This is a genomic window from Arthrobacter sp. SIMBA_036 (assembly GCF_046535135.1).
Classification (GTDB): Bacteria; Actinomycetota; Actinomycetes; order Actinomycetales; family Micrococcaceae; genus Arthrobacter.
Map to the genome: position 1 here is coordinate 1 of NZ_JAWRXG010000004.1, position 22415 is coordinate 22415.

The 22415-nt window shown below is 59.7% G+C and carries 19 protein-coding genes; 11 read left to right on the forward strand and 8 right to left on the reverse strand.

All coding sequences use genetic code 11. The annotated features are described in order from the left end of the window. Window positions 1-134: 134 nt before the first annotated feature. On the forward strand, window positions 135-368 hold the full coding sequence (locus SB659_RS06620) for a hypothetical protein (RefSeq protein WP_410549874.1): 234 nt from the start codon (window positions 135-137) through the stop codon (window positions 366-368). A 213-nt stretch (window positions 369-581) separates the two neighbouring features. On the opposite strand, the gene SB659_RS06625 is transcribed toward SB659_RS06620, so the two are convergent. Both SB659_RS06625 and leuA read right to left on the reverse strand, forming a co-directional pair. After that, window positions 582-953: a hypothetical protein gene (locus SB659_RS06625; RefSeq protein ID WP_410549875.1), complete on the reverse strand. Its 372-nt coding sequence runs from the start codon at window positions 951-953 to the stop codon at window positions 582-584. A gap of 132 nt (window positions 954-1085) precedes the next feature. After that, entirely contained in the window at window positions 1086-2819 is a 1734-nt protein-coding gene (leuA, locus tag SB659_RS06630; protein ID WP_410549876.1) for a 2-isopropylmalate synthase, read from the reverse strand. 1302 nt (window positions 2820-4121) lie between these two features. Between leuA and SB659_RS06635 the strand changes: the two genes are divergently transcribed. The 10 genes from SB659_RS06635 to SB659_RS06680 all read left to right on the forward strand — a co-directional run bounded on the left by SB659_RS06635 (window position 4122) and on the right by SB659_RS06680 (window position 16519). Beyond that, complete coding sequence (locus SB659_RS06635) at window positions 4122-5120, forward strand: NAD(P)H-dependent flavin oxidoreductase (RefSeq protein ID WP_410549877.1); 999 nt, start codon at window positions 4122-4124, stop codon at window positions 5118-5120. Between the two features lie 225 nt (window positions 5121-5345). Further along, window positions 5346-6131 (forward strand): enoyl-CoA hydratase/isomerase family protein, encoded by a 786-nt coding sequence (locus tag SB659_RS06640; protein ID WP_410549878.1) that lies wholly within the window; start codon window positions 5346-5348, stop codon window positions 6129-6131. A 799-nt stretch (window positions 6132-6930) separates the two neighbouring features. Then, on the forward strand, window positions 6931-7443 hold the full coding sequence (locus SB659_RS06645) for a hypothetical protein (RefSeq protein WP_410549879.1): 513 nt from the start codon (window positions 6931-6933) through the stop codon (window positions 7441-7443). Window positions 7444-7564: 121 nt separating this feature from the next. Next, complete coding sequence (locus tag SB659_RS06650; RefSeq protein WP_410549880.1) at window positions 7565-8458, forward strand: oxygenase MpaB family protein; 894 nt, start codon at window positions 7565-7567, stop codon at window positions 8456-8458. Further along, window positions 8445-8930 carry a hypothetical protein gene (locus SB659_RS06655; protein WP_410549881.1) on the forward strand — a complete coding sequence of 162 codons (486 nt, stop codon included), beginning with the start codon at window positions 8445-8447 and terminating at the stop codon, window positions 8928-8930. The genes SB659_RS06650 and SB659_RS06655 overlap by 14 nt, the downstream gene beginning before the upstream one ends. Then, a complete protein-coding gene (locus SB659_RS06660) occupies window positions 8927-9934 on the forward strand; it encodes a hypothetical protein (RefSeq protein WP_410549882.1) in 1008 nt (335 codons plus the stop codon). Before SB659_RS06655 ends, SB659_RS06660 begins: the two co-directional genes overlap by 4 nt. A gap of 486 nt (window positions 9935-10420) precedes the next feature. Then, window positions 10421-11452: a DUF4192 domain-containing protein gene (locus SB659_RS06665; protein ID WP_410549883.1), complete on the forward strand. Its 1032-nt coding sequence runs from the start codon at window positions 10421-10423 to the stop codon at window positions 11450-11452. Window positions 11453-12073: 621 nt separating this feature from the next. After that, window positions 12074-12412, forward strand: a complete 339-nt coding sequence (locus tag SB659_RS06670) for a hypothetical protein (RefSeq protein WP_410549884.1) — start codon at window positions 12074-12076, stop codon at window positions 12410-12412. Next, window positions 12409-15972, forward strand: a complete 3564-nt coding sequence (mobF, locus tag SB659_RS06675; RefSeq protein ID WP_410549885.1) for a MobF family relaxase — start codon at window positions 12409-12411, stop codon at window positions 15970-15972. Before SB659_RS06670 ends, mobF begins: the two co-directional genes overlap by 4 nt. A gap of 19 nt (window positions 15973-15991) precedes the next feature. Beyond that, window positions 15992-16519 carry a hypothetical protein gene (locus SB659_RS06680; RefSeq protein ID WP_410549886.1) on the forward strand — a complete coding sequence of 176 codons (528 nt, stop codon included), beginning with the start codon at window positions 15992-15994 and terminating at the stop codon, window positions 16517-16519. A gap of 67 nt (window positions 16520-16586) precedes the next feature. Here the strand turns inward: SB659_RS06680 and SB659_RS06685 are convergent, their stop codons facing one another. The 6 genes from SB659_RS06685 to SB659_RS06710 form a co-directional block, all read right to left on the reverse strand. After that, window positions 16587-16868 (reverse strand): hypothetical protein, encoded by a 282-nt coding sequence (locus SB659_RS06685; RefSeq protein ID WP_410549887.1) that lies wholly within the window; start codon window positions 16866-16868, stop codon window positions 16587-16589. A gap of 98 nt (window positions 16869-16966) precedes the next feature. Beyond that, on the reverse strand, window positions 16967-17473 hold the full coding sequence (locus tag SB659_RS06690) for a single-stranded DNA-binding protein (protein ID WP_410549888.1): 507 nt from the start codon (window positions 17471-17473) through the stop codon (window positions 16967-16969). Window positions 17474-17525: 52 nt separating this feature from the next. Continuing rightward, the gene (locus SB659_RS06695) at window positions 17526-18674 is read right to left on the reverse strand and encodes an ArdC-like ssDNA-binding domain-containing protein (protein WP_410549889.1); all 1149 of its coding nucleotides are present in this window, start codon (window positions 18672-18674) and stop codon (window positions 17526-17528) included. 85 nt (window positions 18675-18759) lie between these two features. Further along, on the reverse strand, window positions 18760-19260 hold the full coding sequence (locus SB659_RS06700; RefSeq protein ID WP_410549891.1) for a hypothetical protein: 501 nt from the start codon (window positions 19258-19260) through the stop codon (window positions 18760-18762). After that, window positions 19257-20834 (reverse strand): type IV secretory system conjugative DNA transfer family protein, encoded by a 1578-nt coding sequence (locus SB659_RS06705; RefSeq protein WP_410549892.1) that lies wholly within the window; start codon window positions 20832-20834, stop codon window positions 19257-19259. Before SB659_RS06705 ends, SB659_RS06700 begins: the two co-directional genes overlap by 4 nt. 221 nt (window positions 20835-21055) lie before the next feature. Continuing rightward, the gene (locus SB659_RS06710) at window positions 21056-22273 is read right to left on the reverse strand and encodes an ATP-binding protein (RefSeq protein WP_410549893.1); all 1218 of its coding nucleotides are present in this window, start codon (window positions 22271-22273) and stop codon (window positions 21056-21058) included. Between the last annotated feature and the right edge of the window lie 142 nt (window positions 22274-22415).

Here is a 22415-nt window from a genome sequence, read left to right on the forward strand (position 1 = left end):
TGAGACAATAAAAAACGCGGCCTCAGCCACGTAAGAAAATATCAACCCCAGCTGTCAACTAAACCTTCAGCAGTCCCATTCGTCCGGAATCGCGTGGGACTGGAGCAAGACGACACAACATCACGGCACGATACTTGTTCAATCTCAGCGCAGACGGAACCTTTCCCCGGAAGCTCAGCGTAGTACGCCGCAGGCATGGATCCCCTTATCGGGCATCCATGGCAACCAGCGGCGCGGGCCTGGTCCTCAACCTAGTAGTCGCGGTTGCCGGTCTGGCTGCTATCGACCTGTGCGCTGCTTCCCTCGGGATCTCGAGCTTTGTTATTCTGGGCGTCATTTTGGTGGCCGGCATTGCCGTGCCGCTCTAACTCCGTAGGCACGGCCTAAGTCATACAGTTTGGAGCAGAGTGGTCTTTCCTGTTCTGGGAATCCTCGGGATGGTGACTAGGCTCGTTCTGGCAGCACTGAACTTCACAGCCCTTTTCGGAGGCTCATCAGTACTTAGCGCCGCTTTGATGACATTGATTGTGGGTCTTTTCGTTCTAGGATTCGTCATGGCCGTCTCTACCGCAGTACGAAGCCTAAAACGTACAGCAAGATCGGCCGGCAGTGACAGAGCCCGCATGGTCCCAGTCATGTTGCCACAGTGCCTTGTGGCTGATGCAGGCCCCTGTGCCTGTGGTGAAAGCAGTTCGGTGCCTGTTGCCTGTCAGTAAGGGGTGAAGGAGGTTTGCGAGGGTCCTGTCGATTCCGATGGTGGGTTTGCCTGTGCCGGTCTTCGGCTGGCCTGTGTAGTAGCCCGAATGGTTATCGCGTTTCGACGCTTTGGTGATTCTTGCGTCAGGCACTCGTGCTGCCAGATCGATGTAGGCAATTTGGATGGCGGGTGCTTCTCCGAGGCTGGTTCCTGTCGTGACGAGGAAATGCACGAACGTTTTGTGGTTTTCGTCCATGCCATGGAGGAGCAGACAGATCACAAAGCTGGGCCTAATGCAGTGACCGAGGTCGAGGGATTCCGGACACGACGGGAGGGAGTCCTGCCGTGTCCGGAAACACCGACGCCGTCGATGGACGCCGTCGCAGCCCTAAGCGTCGCGGATGGCTCGGTTCACGGCGGAAACAACAGCCTTGAGTGCGGCCGTGCTTGTGTTGCCGTCGACTCCGACGCCCCACAACACACGCTCCCCCACTGCGCATTCGACGTACGCTGAAGCCAGCGCGTTACCGCCCTCTGAAAGGGCGTGCTCGGTGTAGTCAAGCACCCTGAGGTCCACACCGTCCTCCCGCAAAATGTTCAGCAGGGCAGCAATTGGACCGTTGCCTGCGCCGGTGCGCTGAACCTGCACACCGTCCACGGTGAGTGAGGCGTGTAGCGTCGTGCCGCCGTCGTCATCCGTTTCCGTTTTAACATTGCCCAGCGAATAGCGGCCCCACTGCCCATCACCCCCGCTGGAGGGCAGGTATTCGTCTTGGAATATCTGCCAAAGCTGCTCGCCGCTGACCTCCCCGCCCACGGTGTCCGTGCGGCGCTGGATTACGCCAGAGAACTCGATCTGGGCACGGCGCGGCAGATCCAGGCTGTGCTCGGTCTTAAGCAGGTAGGCGACTCCGCCCTTGCCGGACTGGGAATTAACTCTGATGACCGCTTCATAACTGCGGCCCAGGTCCTTGGGGTCGATAGGGAGGTACGGCACCTGCCAGGTGAAGTCGGAAACATCCTTCCCCGCAGCGACCGCGTCCCGTTCAAGTGCTTCGAAGCCCTTCTTGATGGCGTCTTGGTGTGATCCGGAGAACGCTGTGAAGACGAGGTCACCACCGTAAGGGGAACGTTCCGGGACAGGCAGCTGATTGCAGTACTCCACCGTGCGGCGGACCTCGTCGATGTTTGAGAAATCAATCATCGGGTCGATGCCCTGGACGAAGAGGTTCAGGCCCAAGGTAACCAGGTCCACGTTTCCGGTCCGCTCGCCGTTGCCGAACAGGCAGCCTTCAATCCGCTCGGCGCCGGCCATGTAGCCCAGTTCCGCCGCAGCAACACCTGTTCCACGGTCATTGTGTGGGTGCATGGACAGAATAATGCCTTCCCGAGGATGCAGATTCCGGCTCATCCACTCGATCGAATCGGCATAGACGTTGGGAGTGGCCATTTCCACGGTAGCCGGCAAGTTTATGATGACCTGCCGGTCAGCGGAAGCTTCGAAAACATCGGCCACGGCATTGCACACCCGAACCGCATACTCCAGTTCGGTACCCGTAAAGGACTCCGGCGAGTACTCATAGATGATGTGAGTGTCAACGAGCGTTTCCTCGTACTTCTTGCACAGCCGGGCGCCCTGCAAAGCAATGTCCAGAATCCCATCCTCGTCCTGGTTGAACACCACTCGGCGTTGCAGCACGGAGGTGGCGTTGTAGAGGTGGACGATTGCCTGCTTGGCGCCGACCAAGGATTCGTATGTTCGTTCAATCAAGTGCTCGCGCGCCTGGGTGAGGACCTGGATGGTGACGTCGTCCGGGATGTGATTGCCCTCGATGAGCTGGCGGACAAAGTCGAAATCCGTTTGGGAGGCTGAAGGAAAGCCGAGCTCGATCTCCTTGTAGCCCATGCGGACCAGCAGGTCGAACATCTTCATCTTGCGGGCCGGACTCATGGGGTCAATCAGCGATTGGTTCCCGTCGCGCAGATCGACGGCGCACCAGCGCGGTGCCTTGGTGATGATTTTGTCCGGCCATGTGCGGTCGGGCAATTCGACACTGATCTGGTCCTGGAAAGGCAGGTACCGGTGAATAGGCATTCCTGAGGGTTTTTGTGCGTTGCGCATGACGTGGGGCCTTTTCTCTAATCTTGGTGGAAGATTGGCCGAGCATAGCTAACCCCGCGGCGAGGATGGGCCTTGCGCTAGATCGCGCCTGAGGCCTCGCCGCGGCAGCTAAGAAGAAGGAGCTCCGCACGCACCTTTGGAGTGTAGCACGGGTGTTCAAATGAAAGAGCGGTGCTGGACGCGTCGAGAATTGCCTACCGTCGCCAACACCAGCCGACCCTTAGTTCCGGCCCACTATGGAGGACTGCACTGCTGTCGTTCCTTGTGGTTTGGGGGAAACTTATCCGCCAGGGCGCCATTTACCGGTATCGGTGTGGACTTCGATTAGACGCCGCGCGACCGTTTCAACTATTTCTGCAGAAGCAGCCCTTGGGTACGAGAGCACGCCACAAAAGGAGCCCAACGGGAATCAACCAGCGAAACTGCTTATCCCGGAGCAGCGCACCCGCGGCACGCTCATGCACGAAGGCGGGGAAATGATTCAGGAATCTACTAAACAGGCTCGTCAAACCCAAAACTCCTGAGCTGGCGGCACCACTCCACGGCGCTCGTGGAAGCCCTCCACGCCACGCTCCTAACAGGCTTTGAGCACAAAGACACAGCGGCGTCGACCGTGGTACCGCCATCATCCGTCCGTTACCCGAGCCACCCCACAAAGCCGTTTTCTCAAAGCCCGCAACGCGGCGGAGCGGCTCCCGAGCTCCAAGAGCTGTCAGCCAGATGCTGTTTGCCCCGAGGACGGCTCCTCCTCTGCAGGTAAGTGCACGAGTTTGTCGGCGCGGGTTGTCAGGGCTCTCCACTGTTTCAAGGTGTTGAAGTTCCGTTCGACGACATTGCGACCTTCTTAGTCCTCTTTGGCGAAGCCCGGGGGCCACCCGCCAGCGAATCCTCGCCGCCTCCGGTGACCGATCTGATCGGACTCTGCGGGATAACAGCGACGATGCCACGATCGCGTAGATGGGTTCTGATGGCTCCGGATGAGTAGGCCTTGACGCCCCGAACCCGGTCCGGGCGGGTGCGCGGCCTGGACGGACCGGCACGGCTGACCTTCAACTGTCCCTTCAGGCAGGTGAACATCGGCCCGCATGTCTGCCAAGGTCAACGTATTCCATAAAGGGAGCGGCTTACGAGGCCGATTTGCCACTGACCACTGTTTTGGGACTGTGCCAGTCAAGCACTACGGCGGTCCACCTAAAACTAACTTACTTATTGACTCACAACTATATGGTCGTATGCTTGCTATCTCAGCAGTGAGAATCGAGATCGCCGGCCAAGTTCTTGGTCGAAAGAGCAGAGGATTACATGTCACTGGATCCAGCACAAAGTAGCTCGCTTGTTCTTCCAGTCGTGTGTGCACCTATGGCAGGGGTGTCCGGACCGGACTTGGTTCGGGAGGCATGCAAGTCAGGAATCATGGGCGTTTTGCCTCGACACAACGCCGTGGACATCGCGCAATTCGCGGATTGGCTCCGTCAGATCCGTAGAGATGTTGATAAGCATAAGGAACGATATCCTGCTGCGATCATCGGTCCTCTGGCAGTGAATTTCTCTCGACGCTGGGCCGCTGATGAAATGAGAGCAAACCTTGATCTCTGCGCTCGGTACGGTGTGGAGGTCATCGTCAGCGCTATGGGCGATCCCACCGAACTCACCCAGACTGTGCACGGGTGGGGCGGCAAGGTCTTTCACGATGTCACGAGCATGCGTTTCGCTGAGAAAGCGATCTCAGCCGGCGTTGACGGCCTGACGTGCATTGTGGGCGGAGGAGGTGGCCACTCCGGGCTACTCAGCCCGTTCGTCTTCATTCCGCAGGTGCGAAGTATGTTCGATGGCACTGTCCTGTTGGCCGGAGCCATTTCAACCGGCGCCGCGATTAGGTCAGCCGAGATCCTCGGTGCAGATCTTGCATATTTGGGGACTCGCTTCATTGCAACAAAGGAGGCGAATATACCTCCGGCCTATCGGCGGATGCTTGTGGAGGCGAGGTCGACTGATCTGATCTACACGAGCAGCGTAACTGCCGTTCCGGCCAATTGGTTGAAGCCCTCGCTGGCCTCAGTCGGCTTAGATCCTGAGGACCTGCCGGTCTCCTCCGGCCGCGGTAATTATGACCACCTGCCGCCCAACACCCGACCATGGCGTGACATCTGGAGTGCCGGCCAGGGCATTGACCTCATCGACGATGCTCCTTCCGTGGCGGAATTGGTTCGACGCCTGCGTATCGAGTACCAAGCGGCCTGCCAGATTCCCGAATTTCGCTCATTCCATGAGACTGGGGGTAGCTATGCCACTGGAGCTTAGCGATTTGGAAGCTGTGTGGGGGCTAAAACATGACGCGTTCGTCTATGCCGAAGTAGCACCGAGGATTTATTCGGCGGCGTGGATCGCTCCGACCGCGGCGGCCGTCCCAGGTGCGGACCGCCTACTCGGCAGCGGCGATCGAATGCGTAGTCGGCTCAGTTCAGCCGTCGGATTTCACCACTACCCGAACCACGTCGAGCGACGCTCTCTTTTGGGAGTGCAGCCATGACAGAGCTCAGGACCGACCACCCAGCACCGGGGGTTCTCCGCTGCCGGTTGGACGGGGTGGAGACTTTGAACGCGCTTGATGCTCCAGTCAAGCGTGCCTTGTTGGATCAAATTCTCCGGTCGGCTTCAGACCCGGAGGTCCGGGTGCTGATGCTGACGGGTGCTGGCCGCGCGTTCTGTTCCGGTGGCGATATTCGAGGCATGGGGCAACGCACTCCAGCCGAGATGAACCAAGTGCTGACTTATGGCCGCCAGATCACCGAAGGCCTGTACAACCTGCAGAAGCCGGTCGTAGCCGCCGTGAATGGCATCGCTTCGGGAGCTGGTTTCAACCTTGCCCTCGCCTGCGATGTCATTCTGGCCGCCCCGCCGGCCTGGTTCCAACAATCTTTCGTAAAGGTGGGACTCATGCCGGACATGGGGGGAACTTATTTTCTCGCCCGATCCATAGGGCTACATAGGGCCAAGGAGGCGGTGCTGAATATGCGCAGATTCTCCGCGCAAGAAGGCAAAGAGCTAGGTTTCGTTGCCGAGGTTCTGGAGGGTGAGTTTTTCGACGATCAAGCCGTGGCTTACTGCGCAGCGCTCTCCCGACGAGCCCCTCTGGCCCTGGGACTTACCAAGTTCCTTACCAACCGCTCTGTGGACGGCACCCTCCGCGATGCACTGGACCGTGAGGGTCTTGCGCAGGGAGTCCTGGCTGCCACTGACGACCACAAACGTGCCGTTAGCGCTTTTCATAACAAAGAAGACCTCGACACCATCGAGTTCACAGGTCACTGAAGCAACACTGGTCCCCGTCTAGAGGACAACGGCACTCCTCGTCCTCCATCGACCCGAAATGTGATTCTCAACAGGCCAAAGGCGTCCAATTCAGGTGCAGGGCGTGCCCTTGGAAGAGTTTTTGCGGGCCTGGGAACAACTCAGCAGCAGGACCCGGCCGGGAAGACAGACGATGCCTGTCCCCGACTGGGACCACTCAGGTACGGATGGTGGGTCCTAAAGATTCGAGACCGCTTGCGGTAGCTATGGTCCGTGGGTGTCCGTTAAGATCTCGAGCACGTTCTTTAGCATGGGTGGTGGCATCTTAGGGCATGCTGCCGATGCCCTTCGTGGTGGGTCTGGCGGTGACAGGTTCCCGCAATTGGTCGGTGTCGCCCGATGCGAGGGCTAGGAGGGCGTCCCGAATGAAGGGAATAACCGCCGTCGACCGGCACTAGAGCGCCTGTCACATAACGGACGGCGTCTAGAGCAAGGCGGTGGTCATCATCCACAGGCTTGCGCGAGGCGGGCTGCGGTTTTGTGAGCACCGCAAGGGATTTCAATCCGCTCAGGGGACTCATACAAGTCCCATTGGGATTTGGTGCACGTATAGGTGACATCTGTAGTGCCTGGTCAGACGCTCTGGGCTCGAAGGAAATCTACTATGACCACGACGAACCCGACGGAATTCGTTGATAATGTCGTCCCGGGTCGCTGCCTTCACCCAAAGTGATCGCAACCGTGGAACTAAGCCCTGACCGTGCATACCTCGGCACAGAACAATGCTGACTATCTCAATTAAAGCTGGGAAAATGTACCCATGGTCGCTCGCCTCTTTAACCTCAACTCCGTCTGGTTGCTCCCAGCAACACGAGAGGAAGTGTGGGCGATCATCGCAGATGCCGACATGAGCTGGCCGCAGTGGTGGCCGGGCTGCAGCCACGCCGCACCCATCGTGCGTGCCGATGCCGTATTGACATCACCGCAGGATATTCTCAAGGCAACAACCGCCTTCCTGAATTTCAAAACATCCTTGGGCTACACGCTCACCATCAGCGTCCACCCAACTGTCGTCGTCAGACCCCGGGAAATCGAGTTCGAAGCCAGTGGTCATTTGGAAGGGACAGGACGTGTCACCCTCACCAAGGAAGAGAATGGCGCAGCAACCCGAATGGACATCGAATGGCGGGTTCGACCCACCCAGCGCTGGATGCGCCATCTCACACCAATCGCGGCACCGGCTTTTACAGCCGCACACGCAATCATGATGCGCCATGGAGAAAGAGGGCTGGTCAAGGCCCTAGCAAGAACAAGTACCTCATCCCGCGAGTAGACCCGTCTACAGTTTCCCTAGCCACGCTACCGCATGGGTCTTACCATTTAAGTGGGAAGCATCGCTCGAAGCATAGCCTACGTTCCTGACGTGAACTTCGACAGGACGAACGGGGGCAATCTTGAAAATTAACGACACCCTCGCCATGAGCCTTCGCGGGCAGCAAACAGCCCCTCCAAGTGAGTGGGAATCCACATTCCGCCAGATGGTTCTCTTCGACCTCGCCGCAGATACGGAGCTCGGGTTCTTTCTCGCGTATTATCGCAACTTCGCGATCCCGAGCATCGCCGCAACTCTATGCGCGAATGCCGAGATACAGCTGCGCCCGATGAAGCGCTCCTACGATACGGCGATCGTCATCTATGAGCTCATCTCCTGTGGTCTCGACAGCGACCGCGGCCGAACCATGGTCGAGTTGCTCAACCGAATACATCGTCATGTACCCGGAAGCACGGATGACTTCCTCTACGTTCTCCTTACTCTCCTGGTCGTTCCTATTCGTTGGATTCGGGAACACGCCTGGCGCCAACCCACAGCATCCGAACTCGCAGCAGCTCATCGTTTCTTCATGGAACTGGGCGTCCGCATGAATATGACATGTTTGCCGGCTAGCTACTCTGAAGCCGAGGACTTTTTCGACCTCTACGAAGCCACTCACGTCGCTTCCTCCACTGAAGGCAGACTCCTCATGGCTAGCACGGTCCGAGTTTTCCGGAACCGGCTACCAGTTCTCCTGCGCCCCTTGGCGAAACAGCTCATCAGCACAATGCTCGACGACGACCGGCTCACCGACGCGCTCGGCCTCCCCCACGCGAGCCCGGCGTCCCGGACAATCCTCAGAACCGGGCTCACCGCACGCAACGCCATCCAGCGACGTCGTCGGCTGAAAACCAAGCCACATTTCGCTCCCGGTTTCTCCGGGTCATCACTGTACCCCCGCGGATACTCCCTGGAGCGGATCGGGCCTGTCAACGTTCCACCCTTCCCTATGGCGTCCGGCAATGAACTACCGTGAAGCCCGCAAGATAGCGAGGAGGGCGGAACACGCGTTCAGGTTGCCGCACGACGCCACCATCCAGCTCATCCATGAAAAGCTGGAGCGAAAGCGCGGCAGGACGATCACAGTGGCGGAGCTACCCGAATTGGCCGGCGAAGAGATCTGCGGGATTTGGCTTATCTGTAAGGACCGCGACATCATCCTCCACGCTCCGACCCAATCGGACTGGCATCGGCAGCACATCATCCTTCACGAATTCAGCCACATGATCCTCGAGCACGATGCCGATGGTCAGCGCAGCGAGATGACGAAAAAGCTCCTCCCCGACCTCAATGCAGAAGACGTTCTGCGCGTCCTCGCACGCAGCAGCTACACGGACAAAGCAGAACTGGCCGCTGAAGCGCTGGCGGACCAGCTCGCGACGCGCATTCTCAACAGCGATGCGGGCACGCCGCCGGAGCCGCTGGCGTTCCGCAAAGTGTTCGGATGATGGAGTACCTGCCGGCAGCTACTCTGTGGGTATTGACCATATTCCGGCTGCCCGCAGCGCTTGACCCACACCGGGGCAGCGTCTTCCGTGCCACCATCTTCGCTGCAATCGCCTGCACCCTGTACATTCCGAGGATTTACTACGGCCTCGATCCAGTGGTGGGCGGTCAGAATCACATCGGTCTTGTCACGCTTCTGTCGCTTCTGCTCGGATTCTGGCAATTCCGGACTGCCATCCTGCTCGCAGCCGTTGAACAGGCTGAAGCACGACGTCGGCAACTCGCCCTAGGTCGGTGGGTCGCGATCATTTCGTGTTGGGCAGTGACTGTAGGATTTCTCACGAGTCACGTACCAGCCACAGACCCCAACTTACCTCTCACCTACGGCGACCAACCAGGGATGGCAGTGTTCCTTTGGAGCGGGTCCGGGTTCATTATGTGGATCTGCATCGACATAGCGCGGGCGTGCCGCAATAACGTCCCTCGTATGAGGGCGCGCGCCTTCCGATCTGCCTTTGTCCTTATCGCCGCGGGATGCATCCTCTTTGTGCTGGTCCTCATCGACCGTCTGGTCTACGGAGTCCTAACAAAGGTCAATGGCGAGAACAGCCCACCTGCGGATTTTCTGACCGTCGCATATGGAGGCGGTGAAGCGTTCGCGGTCCTGCTTGTAAGCCTGGGGCTACTCCTCCCCCGGCTTGAAGGACGACTTACTCGCGGAAAATTCCTGCTCCACGTCCGGCTGTTGCTACTTGAAATCACGCCAATCTGGAACCGTGTGACTTCTACCCATCACGACCTAATCCTTCAAAAGTCGCGGACCCGTGCGCTCACAGTCCTCTCCCGCCACGCCGAAACACAACTCCATCGTTGCCTGGTCGAGATTCGCGACTGTGAGATGGTCACCAACGCGTCCAACGTGCGCCTCAATCCGCACGATCGTGCCGTTGTCGAACGGGCCGAATCCGCACTTGAAAGGCGCTCCGGGCCGCGGCTCACAGGATAGTTCAACAGTAGCTTCATCATGACGGCGGCCACCGAAGAAAAGCAGTCAGCTTTCGTGGACTTTCGATCGTTTCTGGACCTTCCCATGCTGCGATCCGACTTGGTTGCAGCTGTGACCGATCACCACACCAATACTGGCTTCCACCGACCGGGCGCCCACGCCGCCTTAGCCGGGGCTGCTTTCAACAACTGGCCAACCTGCACATCGGGGGACGACCCGGTGCGTGGAAGCTTGGGTTCAGATCAGTGATTCTTCGACGCCATCCTATTCCGATGCGCCGAATCCACTTGCTGCCCCTTCGAGGGGCCAGAATCCCGTTGGCTTCCGAATCGTCATGCGGCGGAATCATCGTGACGACATGAACAGACCGTAAGCAAACATCTGTTGTTGGCAATCTAATACTCACCCACGTCGGTCCCTCATCCCAAGGGCTATTAGACCCAACGACTTAAGGACATGCTGACAACAGCAACGAGGAAGCCGACAATGAACACGCTCACCATCAAGAATCCCGCCGACCTGCTTAGTTTCATCGGGCACACTCTCGGTTTCTGGCCCCGAGAAAGCCTAGTCTGCGTCACCCTCGACCACAACAAAGTCGGCGCCACGCTTCGCATCGACCTCCCCCGTCAACCAGGCCAGGAACGCCTTTACGCCCGAACAGTGGCCAGCTACCTCACCCACGACACAAATACGACCAACATCGTCTTCGCGCTCTACACGTCAGCCCAGGCTGAGCAAGGACAGCCAAGGCCTCACGCAGCCACCGTCGCGGCACTCACCGCGGTTCTCTCCGAAAACAGCATTACCATCCGCGATGGTATCTTCGTTGGCGGGGAGTCCTATGCTCCTTATGACGTCGACCCCGACCAAGATATTTCACTGCCGGTTAACGACACCGAGTACAGCCAGGTGAACGCCGAGTTTATTTACCGAGGCAGCACCATCGAGCCCACTAACAAGATCGTTCTTCCCCAGCGAACGCACTTGGCAGAAGAAGCCCTGGCAGTTGAAGAATTCTTAAGAGACCTCAGCACAATGCACCCTGAAGAGGCGATCGAGCAAGCCCGCCGTTCCTGGACCTCCTTGCTGGACTCCAAGGATTACCCAACCAACAACGACATCATCACGCTGATTGCGTATTTCCAGATCCCTCAAATCCGCGATCGACTGATGGCCTGCATCCCGGGAATCGACGAGCCACCCCACAGTGTCCTCTTCGCTCAAACCCACAGCGCTCCGCAGTGGTCTCGAATCGAATGGGCCCAACAGCTGCTCCTGCACGCTTACACCCGAACCAGCGTCGAACACTCGGCACCCATCCTCACCGCTATCGGCTACATCCACTGGTGGGAAGGACGCGGCTCCAAGGCTCACCAATACCTACAACTTGCCCTCGACGCAGACCCGGGCTACAGGTTCGCTAGGCTCAGCGACCATATGCTCGGAGCAGGCATCATCGCGGGCTGGAACACCGACCGCAACACCGCCTACAAGACCGCATGGGACCTACCTTAGACCGCAGTGCTGGGGCCATACGCGCGAGCAGTGCTGAGTGCCCTTCAAGGCAACTGCGCTGCAAAACCTCCCACCTCACGGAGCGCGACCGCCCATGACGGCTGAACCGATCCGTGACGCCCACCGGTTGATATGACAGGCAGACACCGTCCCCCAATCGATGCACCTCCGATAGCGTGACTGGCGTCAACCAGAAAGAAAACGGCGGATGCGGTCATCCGGTTTCAACCAGGGCGACGAGCTCGTGGTCACCCGACTCGAAGGGCTGGGGATGGCCTGCCGTGAAGCTACGAGATGCCAGATTGCGTGCGTTAGCGCCTCACGGTGACGGGCATATCTCGATCAGTTCGAGCTGGCGTGGGCACAGGTAGATCTGAGCGAACAATCCGAACACATCGGCTCCAGGTCGTTATCCTGCGCAAGAAGGCCTCCCACGTCGGCTCGCCGTCGTCCTTCATGGCCAACCACACGCGGCGGCCTAATTCCCTCGCCCAAACTAACCCAATAACCCCAGGGCCCCTCAACGCCTTCACACCTTCACACCTCTGGCATCCAAGGCCAGCATGGCCCGTAATGAGCGTGCTGTCATGCTGAAGTGCAAGATCGCCTCCATGAATAGCTGTGAACCAAAAGACCGCCGCAGCGTGCGACGTCAGGTGCCATCAGTGCCTGACCAAGATCGACCGCCTAACAACAGAACTCAGATCCCAGGCCTCTGAGCTCGAACGACTCCACGCGATTTACGACGAACTCGAAATCAAGAACAGCCTCCTCCACAACGAGGTCCTGCGGCTGAAGCGTGCCCAGCGAACAAACATCCAGGACTTGGCACACGTAGCGGCAGCTCTCGTGCACGTATCAAAAGTGAAGGGTGTCGCCCTCGACCCGACAACCGTCGGCATCCTCCGCCGCCGAGGCTGGCTGCCCAGCAAGAGCAGAACCGGGGCGCTTCGTGCATGACCATGTCCATCGCCCGACTGTCCGTGAAGTCCGGGCTGAAGTACCTGTTCAAGTCCACAATGTTGGACGACGCCATGCCCACTCCCCCGGACACCATCAGCTACTACATCACAGCGGGAAGTCCGCAAGGCCGCTGGCTGGGCAGTGGGCTAGCCGGAATAGGCCGCCAACCCGGTGACGAGGTCACTGATTCTGAGGCCAAGGCTGTCTTTCAAGACGCCGAACACCCCGACACTGCAGAACCGCTCGGAAGGTCCCACGGTCAATCCACAGTCGCGGAACAAGCCATTGGTCAGAAGGACACCAAGCACGCTGTCGCCGGCTTTGACCTCACCTTCAGCGTCCCCAAATCCGTCTCAGCACTCTGGGCTCTTAGCCCGCGCCAACTCCAGGAGCAGATCCTCCAAACCCATCACGAGGCCGTCAAGGCCACCCTCCGCTGGCTCGAGGACTTAGTCGTCAACACTCGCGCCGGTCGCAATGGCATCGCGCACCTCGGCACGCGCGGAGTCATCGCCGCGGCGTTCGACCACTGGGAATCAAGGGCCGCCGACCCACAACTCCACACCCATGTCGTCGTCGCCAATCGCGTCCAGCGCATTACGGACAACGCCTGGGTCACGCTGGACTCGCGAAGCCTTTATAAGGCCGTTGTCGCGGCCAGCGAACACTACAACGGACTCCTCTTCGATGCCCTGCAACAGAGCCTGGGCACTGACACGGACCTCCGGGTGCCGGCACAGAACACTCACAATCCGAGCCAGCAACTTACCGGCATTGAAGACGCCCTCACCCGCGAATTCTCCAACCGCGCCAGGCTCATCGACGTCGAAACCGACCGGCTCGTCAAACAATGGATCATCGAGCACGACAAACCCCCATCGGCCACCACCGTCGTCAAACTCCGTCAACAGGCAACGCTCTCAACCCGATCCCCCAAAGGTTCAACTCCGTCTCCCCTGCGCTTGCTCTCAGCTCACTGGAAAGAACGCGCAAAAGCCAGAGGCTTCGACCCTGAAACAGTCGTCGCCTCCACCATCCAACGCTCGCGATCTCGTCCCTTCCGTATTGGTGACATGGCCCCTGACTGGATTGCCGCCGTCGGACACGTCACCCGTCAGCGTGTCGCCGCAAAGCGATCCACATGGAATGGCTGGAACCTGATCGCCGAAGGAGAGCGAGTGTGCTCCGAGATACGGTGCGCCTCCCCTAAAGACCGCGACGCCATGATCGATGCCGTCGCCCGTGCGGCAGAGAGCCAGTCAGTCCCGCTCAACGAATACCGTTACACCCTCCCGGCTGATTCCTCAGACGATCTTCGCTTCGCTTGCCGCAGCGTCTTCGACTTTCACGGATCGCGCCTTTACACGGATGAAGGGACGCTCGCCTTCGAGGAAGAGGTACTGGCAGCGGCGAACTACGACGGCGGTCCCGCCGTCTCGGTTGGCCTCGCCTTCGAGGCGCTCACGTCGTATAGGAACGAGCAAGGGGCCGAACTTCACGAGGACCAACGTGCGGCTGCGTCTAACGTCCTACTGGGTTCCAGGGGCTTGGATGCGATCGTAGGCCCGGCCGGCACCGGGAAGACAACGACTCTGGGAGCTGTCAAGGCCGCTTGGGAATCTGCATTTGGTGGGGACAGCGTGGTTGGGCTTGCCCCGGCGGCTGCGAGCGCAGAGGTTCTTGGGCTTGAGTTGGGGATGGATACGGAGAACGTGGCTAAGTGGTTGCATGAATCTGCCGGCCAGGGAGCAATCGACAGGGCCGATCAGTTCTTCGCGACGGAAGCTAGGCTCAAGACCGCGGTTTCGGGCACTAATGTCAGGGCGTTGTTGGAGCAGAGGGTGGCGCGACTGGCCGCCGAACAGTGCCGATGGCATTTTCGGCCCAATCAGTTGGTGATCGTCGATGAAGCTTCCATGGTCTCGACCCTTCAATTGTGTGCCCTGGTCCGCCAAGCCCAAGCGGTTGGTGCGAAGATCCTCTTGGTAGGCGACCCGGCCCAGCTCGACTCCATCGACGCTGGTGGGGTACTTGGATGGCTCGACCGCGGGGGGAAGGCCGCCCATCTCAGCACCATCTGGCGTTTCAAGCAGGAATGGGAGAAGTCGGCTTCTTTGGCTTTGCGCGGAGGCAATCTGTCTGCGCTCTCGGAGTACGAGCAGCACGGGCGGATCAGCCACGGGAACTACCTGGAAATGGTCGATCGCGCATACTCCGCTTGGCACACCGACGTTCATGCGGGGAAGGTCTCCGTGCTGATTGCTCCTGATAACGAGACGGTCAGGATACTCAACGAGCGAGCCCAAGCTGACCGAATCAGCCTCGGGCAGGTCGATGCTGAACACACTGTCGGCCTTCGAGACGGGCTCCGCGCTGGGCGCGGCGACGTTGTCATCGCTCGACGAAATGACAGAGCCACTCGCGATGAACATGGCACGTTCATCCGCAACGGGACGCTGCTGGAAGTCACTGCACTTGCCCCGCGCGGCGGAAGTCTGTGTGCGGTCCGCAAGGACACGGGGGCAGCCGTGACGCTGACGCGCGAGTACGTGGAAGCCTCCCTTGAACTGGGCTATGCGACAACAGCCCACCGCTCTCAAGGCCTAACAGTGGATACTGCTCACACTGTTGCCACGCCTGGTCGGCTGACACGGGAGCTTCTGTACGTCAGCATGACCCGAGGCCGAGACTCCAACATGGCATACGTCAGTGAGAACGATCCTGACGAAGACGAGATCCTGGACCCAAGCTCACGCTCGGGATGGCGATCAATCCTGGGCGAGATCCTGGCCGCTGAAGGTGCCGAGCGCGCAGCCCACGAAGCCCGTGACTATGAACGCACTCACGCCGACAGCCTTGAGCGATTGAGCCGCGAGTATGACTATCTGGCCCAAATCGCAGCGAGGCTGGATCTCGCAAGGACCCTCGAAACCATGTCACCGGACCGCGCTAACTCAATGCAGGTCTCACCTGCATGGGGAGCTGCGGTAGCCGCATGGCGCCGAGCGGTGAACGCCAATCGCCCTGGAGCGCAGCGGGTACTCGTCCAAGCGCTAGAGTCAGAAGCCACCGCTGAAGACCTCGCCGCCGTCGTGCACTCCCGCCTTCGGCGCTTTAATTCCCTCGTTCCCGAAGTTGCTATTAACCCCTTGGCAGAAAGGCTGATCACCGAACGGGCGGACCTCAGGTCTATGATCCAGCAAGTCCGACGGCGGATTGGGAACCGGACAGAGCTAGTCGCCGGGGCGGTGCTACTCGAAGAGCCTGAATGGAAGACGGCGCTGCTCGATGAACTCGGCACTCAAACAGACGGGTTCGAAAACGCAACCCTGGTCCGCGAAGTAGCCATCTTTAGGGATCGTTGGGGTATCCATGAATCCCCGCTCCCGCTGGGCGCGGCCCCACCCGAGTGGGAGCGGGAGCAGAACTCGCAGCGGAGGCAACTCCTCGATGCCATCCGATTTGCATCCCACCCACACCCTGAACAACCTGGAGTTGGCGACTTCATCGGGTTGTCAGTTCAAAAAAACCTTACCAGCGTGGACTGGCAGCTTTAAACTGGGAATGGAGCAAAGCATGCAGATAAACCCAGTCCTAAAACCGAAGGTAGCCACACCCGCACTGATAGTTGCGAGCGCCGTGGCACTGGCTCTTGCCATCGTGCTGTTGCCACTTACCTTCACCTCTCCTTCTTCCGGCTGGGCTCTCCCGGCCTTTGTGGCTGCTGGTCTTGTGCTGCTCTACCTCTGGTTCGTGCGGCTGCGCGCCCTGCGCGTGTGGCTGCGCGCCCTGCGCGTGTGGCAGGCTGCGACCAATGCACAATGGTCACGACTCGAGTCCCTAAAGCACTCTGGTGAGACGACCACTGAGGTAACGGTGCTCAGCGTTGACTCACCTCAACCAACTGGAGCCTGGATTACGCTGCGCTGGAACCACTTTGACTACATTCAGCAGGCGTGGATCGAAGCACTCCCGGAGCCGATCTGGCCCGGGTTGGTTCTCCTTATCCGGCCGGATCCTGCTGAGGTGCGTCCGGGGAGTCCATGGCCCGCCACCTACCGTCTGGTGGCTGATCACGTTCTGGCTTGGGCGCCGCAGATCTGATCGAGAGGCCATCCTGCTCGAGCCGGAAGCCTTGCTTGCCGGCCACCGAATCAATGCGCAGTCAAGCCTAGAGTGGGCGGCCCCTCCATGAGTCTTGATCCACTCGCTTAATCTGTCCCGCCGGGAACCACTGAACGTGATAGGCCCGCTGCTCGTCAATCCATTCAACGAGCCCATAAGTCCGGGTGTACTTGATGGCCCGCCCGTAGATCTCAGTAACCCTAACTAGCGGCTGGTTGCCCCTGTCAAGATCGATGATCTTGCCATCGTCCCGCTGGGGATGATTGTCGTCGGCATCCGCCTGAGCCATCATGCGGGCGAACGCTGTGGAGTCTTGCTTCGGTCTCATAGAACAAGATTAGAACATATATTCGAATACGTGCCTTAGGCATGAGGAAGCCCACGTCACCGCGAATGGGACGTGGGCCGGGAAACGTACAGCAGGGGTCAGATAGTCATCTCATTTCCCCTACCTTGACCGAAAGGGGGCGTCACCACCGGACTCTTGGTGGTGACATTGAAAACAGGCCACCCGTCGGCGGTCGTCACTTGCGGGCCGCTGGCCTCAACCTGTGATCGGGGTTCGGCCACCGCTCGGGCTGAGCGTTGGTACGTAGCAGTTCCAAAGCGAAGATCCGGACCGATGGTATCGGCGATGATTCTTCTGGCCTCTCGACGCTCGCCATCCTTATCGTATGAACGGAACTCAAGCTCACCCGATACAGTGACCGGGTCTCCCTTCTTCAATGACGTAGCCGCATTCTCGGCGAGCATGCGGAAGGCAGAAACGTTATGAAAGACCGGCTCTCCGTCCCGCCAGGTTCCGTCCGGGTTCTGGATTCGCTGGTTCACCGCAACCCGCAGTTTCGCATGTGGAGTCCCGGACTCACCAATGGTGAGCTCGGGGTCCACAACCAGGTTCCCGGCTATGGTGATGGGAATTTTTGTGTTCATGGTCCTCTACCTTCCCAGCCGACAGGTCTCTCCCGTCGGACAACTGCTGAGCTCATGGCCCTTTCAGCTCCGGGCCGCTCATGGAGGCGCCCGGGCCAGGGACACCGGCGTAGGTAGCGCTGGCCGATAAGGGTCGGTCGACCGTCACGGCCGCGAATTTCCCTCCAAGTCCCGGAGGATCTGACATCGCCAGAATGTCCTTGGCCGCTGCTGTCACTCGCCCCAGGACGGACTTGGCGATTTCCACGCGCGACGCCGGAGCCAGCCCGACACGCTGAATGTCGTGCTCGGTTCTAATCACGGCGTCAGCCCATCCAGCAAGATAGGTGGCGGATTGCGGCCCACGGTCGATGCCATGAGCACGAAGGACTGTGTAAGCCACAGATTCTGCTTCCACTTCGGCTAGCCCTCGGTGATTCGCACTGCTGCCGTAAAGCCGACCAACGTTGTCGGCGGGCCCATGCAAGAGAACGTGTCCCAGCTCGTGGGCGAGGACTGCCACTCGCTCCTCGTGGTTCATCCAGAGACCGACTTGAATTCGACGGGCGTCAAAGTCGGTGTACCCACTCGTGTAGCCGTACTGAGATCCTGTTACCTCAACCCGGAAGCCGTGTTCTTTTGCCACGTCACGTAAGGAGTTCCACAAATCGTCCAGGTTCGCCGCCGTTTGAGCACCCGCCCGCGGCACGAGGATTGGCGTTCCCTCCGTTTGGGTTACGTCGAAGACAGCTTGTCCCCGCCACCCGGTGATGATGTTCTTCTTACCGATACGCGTAGCGCCAACCGGCACGGCCTGGGTTACCGGCAGCAGCTTCCGCTCGCCGCCCGCCAGTTTCAGTTCCTGCATAGTGGCGGTCCGGGGCGCGATCACCCAGAGTGCGTGCTCGCCCCGCAGAACCGTTCGCCCATGACGCGCCCATTCCTTATATCCGGCCACCAAAGTTGGCTCCTCAACACCACGCTGGGCCATTTGGGTCATCAAAAGGGCGACGTTGCCTCCTGAGTAGCGCCAGAGAGTGGCAGAGGTGTCGAGCAAAACCTGCCAGCGGGCCGGTGATTCGATTGCCTGCTCAAGGGCAGCGTGGAGTCCCTCGGTGAGACTCGCAATCCGCTCCTCCGGTGACATCCGGACGCTGGGCCCGGGGCCGCCGTCGTTAGTCACGCGAGATTCGCGAGTGTTCGATTCGGCTTCTGCAGCCACGACAGCCATCCTTCGTACCTCTGAGTCAGCCCTGACAAAGGGTTACCTATCCATGTCAGGATGGCGCCAAGACGTCATGACCCGATCAGCTTCCGAACTGGTGCGCACTGAACTTCCATTGGTCGAAGGCCGGTTCCGCCGGGACGATCCTCGGAGCCGGTTCCTTGTGACTCTGCAGACCAACGCACCCTGCAGCTCGTGTGTGGGTCCGAAGGCGCTCGACGCCGTGTGGGAGCCTTTCGTGGAATGCCAATGGGCCAAAGCCCGCATCGTCCGACGTGTAAGAAGCCATTTCGGCTCGCTGCAAGGCATACAGCTCGGCTACGACCTCCGAATGCCGCCACCAGCAGTCCGGCACCACTGAAGTCGTGAGCTGATAGGTAGCTACAAACCACCGGACCCATTCAAAGAGGCTCTGCCAGACAACCCGGGCCTGGTCAGGCGACATGTCCCGCCAGCGGTGAGTGACCCCAACAGCGCGGAGTGGTGACTGAAACGACGAGCGAAACAACTCGGCAGTTAGTTCGTCGTCCAAATCCGGAACACGGCCGACTTCGAAGTCGGAATCGTCAGCACGTGTGCTCATGACTCAACCTCACTGTTCGCTTCCTGCCGGTTCAAATGACCCGCAGCCAACTCCCGCTCTGTTTCAGCCTTGGAACGACCAAGTTCCGCCGCGTCCTTGCGGTTGTGCCAGTCGCGCAGGTCCAAAAGTATGGGGCGGGTTCTCCGTCCAAGCATGAGGGCGGTGCCGACCGGGAGCCGGCGGATCTCATCCAGGCGGATCACGGGGCTCTCACGTATTTGTTCGCCGTCCTGCCGGCCTTGGGACGACCACGATCTGGTGTTCAAGACGAGGCTTCGCTCCCCAAGCAAACCCGCCAGCGAGCGCAGATCACGCTCGTCAGAACCGCCTCCGAAGATCACCTTGATGATTGCTGAATCCCAAATTGTCGCCGCTTCCTCGATCGACCAGCCGCTGCGCGCTTGGGAAAGTGATTGAAGAACCACCAACGTCGATATCCCGATCCCTCCGCCGTCCGAAAGGACAACGGGAAGACCTGGCCACGGGGACAGGTTGGCGATCTCATCAAGGATCAGGGACAACGGAGGATCTAGCCGTCCACCCGGGGACACGAAGGCCATCTCGCGGGCGGCGTTGTCAATGTCGTCAATGAGGGCGGAAAGGTATGGCCCTGCGGCCGCGGCTCCTGATCGAGTGCCTATCAGGTACAGAGTCCCTCGGTGCTTGATGAAGGCTTTGGGATCGAATTCCTGAGCTTCATCCTGTGGGTTCAGTGCTGCCATCACCCGTGGGGATGACAGAGGCGCGACCGCAGCTGATACGCCAATCCAGGAGTTCGAGGTGTTGCGCGGACCGTCTTCCAGTATCCCCATCAAGTCGGCTTGCCATCCAAGGGCCGCTCCTGCGTTGCCGAGAATATCGAGCGCTTCCCGCGCCAAGACCGGACTGCATGACCATCGTCGGAACGCAGCGATCCCCTCCCCCGATAACGCCGCAGCGTGGAGAAGGCATTGAAGGATGATCAGAGACCGCTTCTGCCAGGCCGCGTTTTCGCCCTTCATTTCGGTGTCTGCTGTGATCACCAAAGCTCGACGAGTTGCGACATCCGGATCGCCACAACCGCGGACAGGTGACCATCGAAGGGTCGAGGGTAGTCCCGACATGCCTTGTGGGTCGAAGACAGTCACGGGTCGCCCTTCACTCATCCGTGCCCGCATCGTGACTACCAAGTTGTCGGCGCGAGTCGATGTGGTCACCACGGCCCCCGGCGCGTCGAGGATCGCATTGATGACGACGTATAAGCCTTTGCCCGACCGCGGCGCACCCTGGATGACCATCGATTCTTCTGTCGAAACATGAATGGTCACTCCCCGCGAGCGCCCGAGCGTCCAGGAGAGCTCATGGATGCTTGGCTTGCTGAGGCCAGGGCGAGTGTACTGTCCCCGACGTCGGACTGCCCGCGCGCCGAAGTCACGAACTATTTCCGCCCTCCCGGCAATACCGTCCCTGTTGAGGATGTCTTGCCGTAGCCACGCACCGGATTGTTTCCACATCCGCCAGCCGAGCACGCCCGCGACCACGATCGCGGCGACTACAGCAAGAACGCCACCCACGAGCCACCACAGTGCAGTCATGTCGATTACGCATCCTGTGGAGCGTCGTGTAATCCAGTCCGAACGGCCGACTACCAGCCCAATACCGGCTGCGGGATTGAAGAACGACGGCGGTCTGCTGCCACACTGCCCTGGTGCGGTTACGGTCGCAGACAGTTGTACGAGGAAGCAGAAGGCCACATATGCGGCGGCCGACCAAAGCCCGAAGGAGACCATCGGGCTGGTAACACCTGACCGGGTTTTCACAGGTGCATCCGATCGTCCGTACCGAAGACCTCCAGCTCGTCCGTCGTTACGCGGTTAGCGACGATGAAGGAGCGATTCCCCACCTTCCAGAGCCCGACGCCTTTGGGCAAGTTCTCCACGTGATCGCACTCAGCTTCGGTCAACCCCAATGCTTCCTTGGTCAACCGCATCGCGTCGTGCTTCTGACGGTAAATGATGCGAGTGTCCGCCTCGGTCAGCAGCCCAAGTGCCTTCTGCCTATGACCGCTCGTGCTGTCACCAATCTCATTGAGATCGGCCACTTTGTGCATGATCAGCAGATTGGCGATTCCATACGTCCGTGCGAGCCTCCACTGCTCGCTCATCTTCGCCAACATGTATGGATCCGCGAGCATCCGCCAACCTTCGTCGTAGACCACAAGACGCTTGCCGCCGTCGGGGTTTGTTACCGCGGCCTCCAGCCAGGTGGCGCTGCAAGCCGCAGCCAGCGACAGCGCCTGTTCGGATGCACCGATTAGTGCTGACGTGTCCATCACCATCATTGGCGCGTCCGCGTCGAAAGCTACAGTGGAAGGGGCGTCGAACATCCCTTCCAAGTCGCCGGATACCGTCCTGCGCAGTGAATGGCTAACCGCAGCACCTCCGTCTTTGCCAACAAGCGCCAGCGTCTCCGGGGACGGATTCAGCAGATGATCCAGCACCATGGGCAGCGTCGGCGTCGAATTTTCCGCGACCGTCTCCATCAGCGCCATGTCCAAAGCCGTGTGCTCAACCGGGTGCAGCGGGGTTCCCTGGCGCATCAGCGACACGAGAGCCACGACCAGTTGCCGGCGCCGTTGCCGCACGACGGCCTGCCATTGGGTGTCCGTCAGCGAGATCGGCCTCGGCCCAGCGTCCAGTGGATTCACTCTCGCCGAACGGCCTGGGCCAACGGAGATGACCTTGCCGCCCACAGCCTCGGCCACGGCGACCCACTCGCCCTTTGGGTCTGAGGCAACCGCCGCTTTCCTCCCGAGTGTGATCGAGCGAGCCACCAGTGACTTGCCGCACATGGACTTACCAGTACCGACGGTGCCGATGACAACTACTGAAGGCCCACTGATAATTCCTTTGTCGTAAAGGATCCACGGATCGTAAGAGAACGCGCCGGAACCAAAGACGTCAGTTCCTATGTAGGTTCCTTCGTGACCCAGACCTGACTCCGTGATGAACGGATAAGCAGCCGCGAACGTCATCGTCGAAGCGCGATGCGGAGCTGGCCGCAGACGATGAGGACCCCACAATGAGTGGGCTTCCCGACTCCCCCAGTCACCGCGAGTGCGCTCGCGGTCTTGGTTATCTACTCGTTTGTCCTTATCGCCGTGGAATAGTGTCCTT

Coding starts and splice junctions, on each gene's coding strand:
- SB659_RS06625 (WP_410549875.1), bottom strand. CDS start 953: ATGGACGAAAACCACAAAACGTTCGTGCATTTCCTCGTCACGACAGGA.
- leuA (WP_410549876.1), bottom strand. CDS start 2,819: ATGCGCAACGCACAAAAACCCTCAGGAATGCCTATTCACCGGTACCTG.
- SB659_RS06635 (WP_410549877.1), top strand. CDS start 4,122: ATGTCACTGGATCCAGCACAAAGTAGCTCGCTTGTTCTTCCAGTCGTG.
- SB659_RS06640 (WP_410549878.1), top strand. CDS start 5,346: ATGACAGAGCTCAGGACCGACCACCCAGCACCGGGGGTTCTCCGCTGC.
- SB659_RS06645 (WP_410549879.1), top strand. CDS start 6,931: ATGGTCGCTCGCCTCTTTAACCTCAACTCCGTCTGGTTGCTCCCAGCA.
- SB659_RS06655 (WP_410549881.1), top strand. CDS start 8,445: ATGAACTACCGTGAAGCCCGCAAGATAGCGAGGAGGGCGGAACACGCG.
- SB659_RS06660 (WP_410549882.1), top strand. CDS start 8,927: ATGATGGAGTACCTGCCGGCAGCTACTCTGTGGGTATTGACCATATTC.
- SB659_RS06665 (WP_410549883.1), top strand. CDS start 10,421: ATGAACACGCTCACCATCAAGAATCCCGCCGACCTGCTTAGTTTCATC.
- mobF (WP_410549885.1), top strand. CDS start 12,409: ATGACCATGTCCATCGCCCGACTGTCCGTGAAGTCCGGGCTGAAGTAC.
- SB659_RS06680 (WP_410549886.1), top strand. CDS start 15,992: ATGCAGATAAACCCAGTCCTAAAACCGAAGGTAGCCACACCCGCACTG.
- SB659_RS06685 (WP_410549887.1), bottom strand. CDS start 16,868: ATGAGACCGAAGCAAGACTCCACAGCGTTCGCCCGCATGATGGCTCAG.
- SB659_RS06690 (WP_410549888.1), bottom strand. CDS start 17,473: ATGAACACAAAAATTCCCATCACCATAGCCGGGAACCTGGTTGTGGAC.
- SB659_RS06700 (WP_410549891.1), bottom strand. CDS start 19,260: ATGAGCACACGTGCTGACGATTCCGACTTCGAAGTCGGCCGTGTTCCG.
- SB659_RS06705 (WP_410549892.1), bottom strand. CDS start 20,834: ATGACTGCACTGTGGTGGCTCGTGGGTGGCGTTCTTGCTGTAGTCGCC.
- SB659_RS06710 (WP_410549893.1), bottom strand. CDS start 22,273: ATGACGTTCGCGGCTGCTTATCCGTTCATCACGGAGTCAGGTCTGGGT.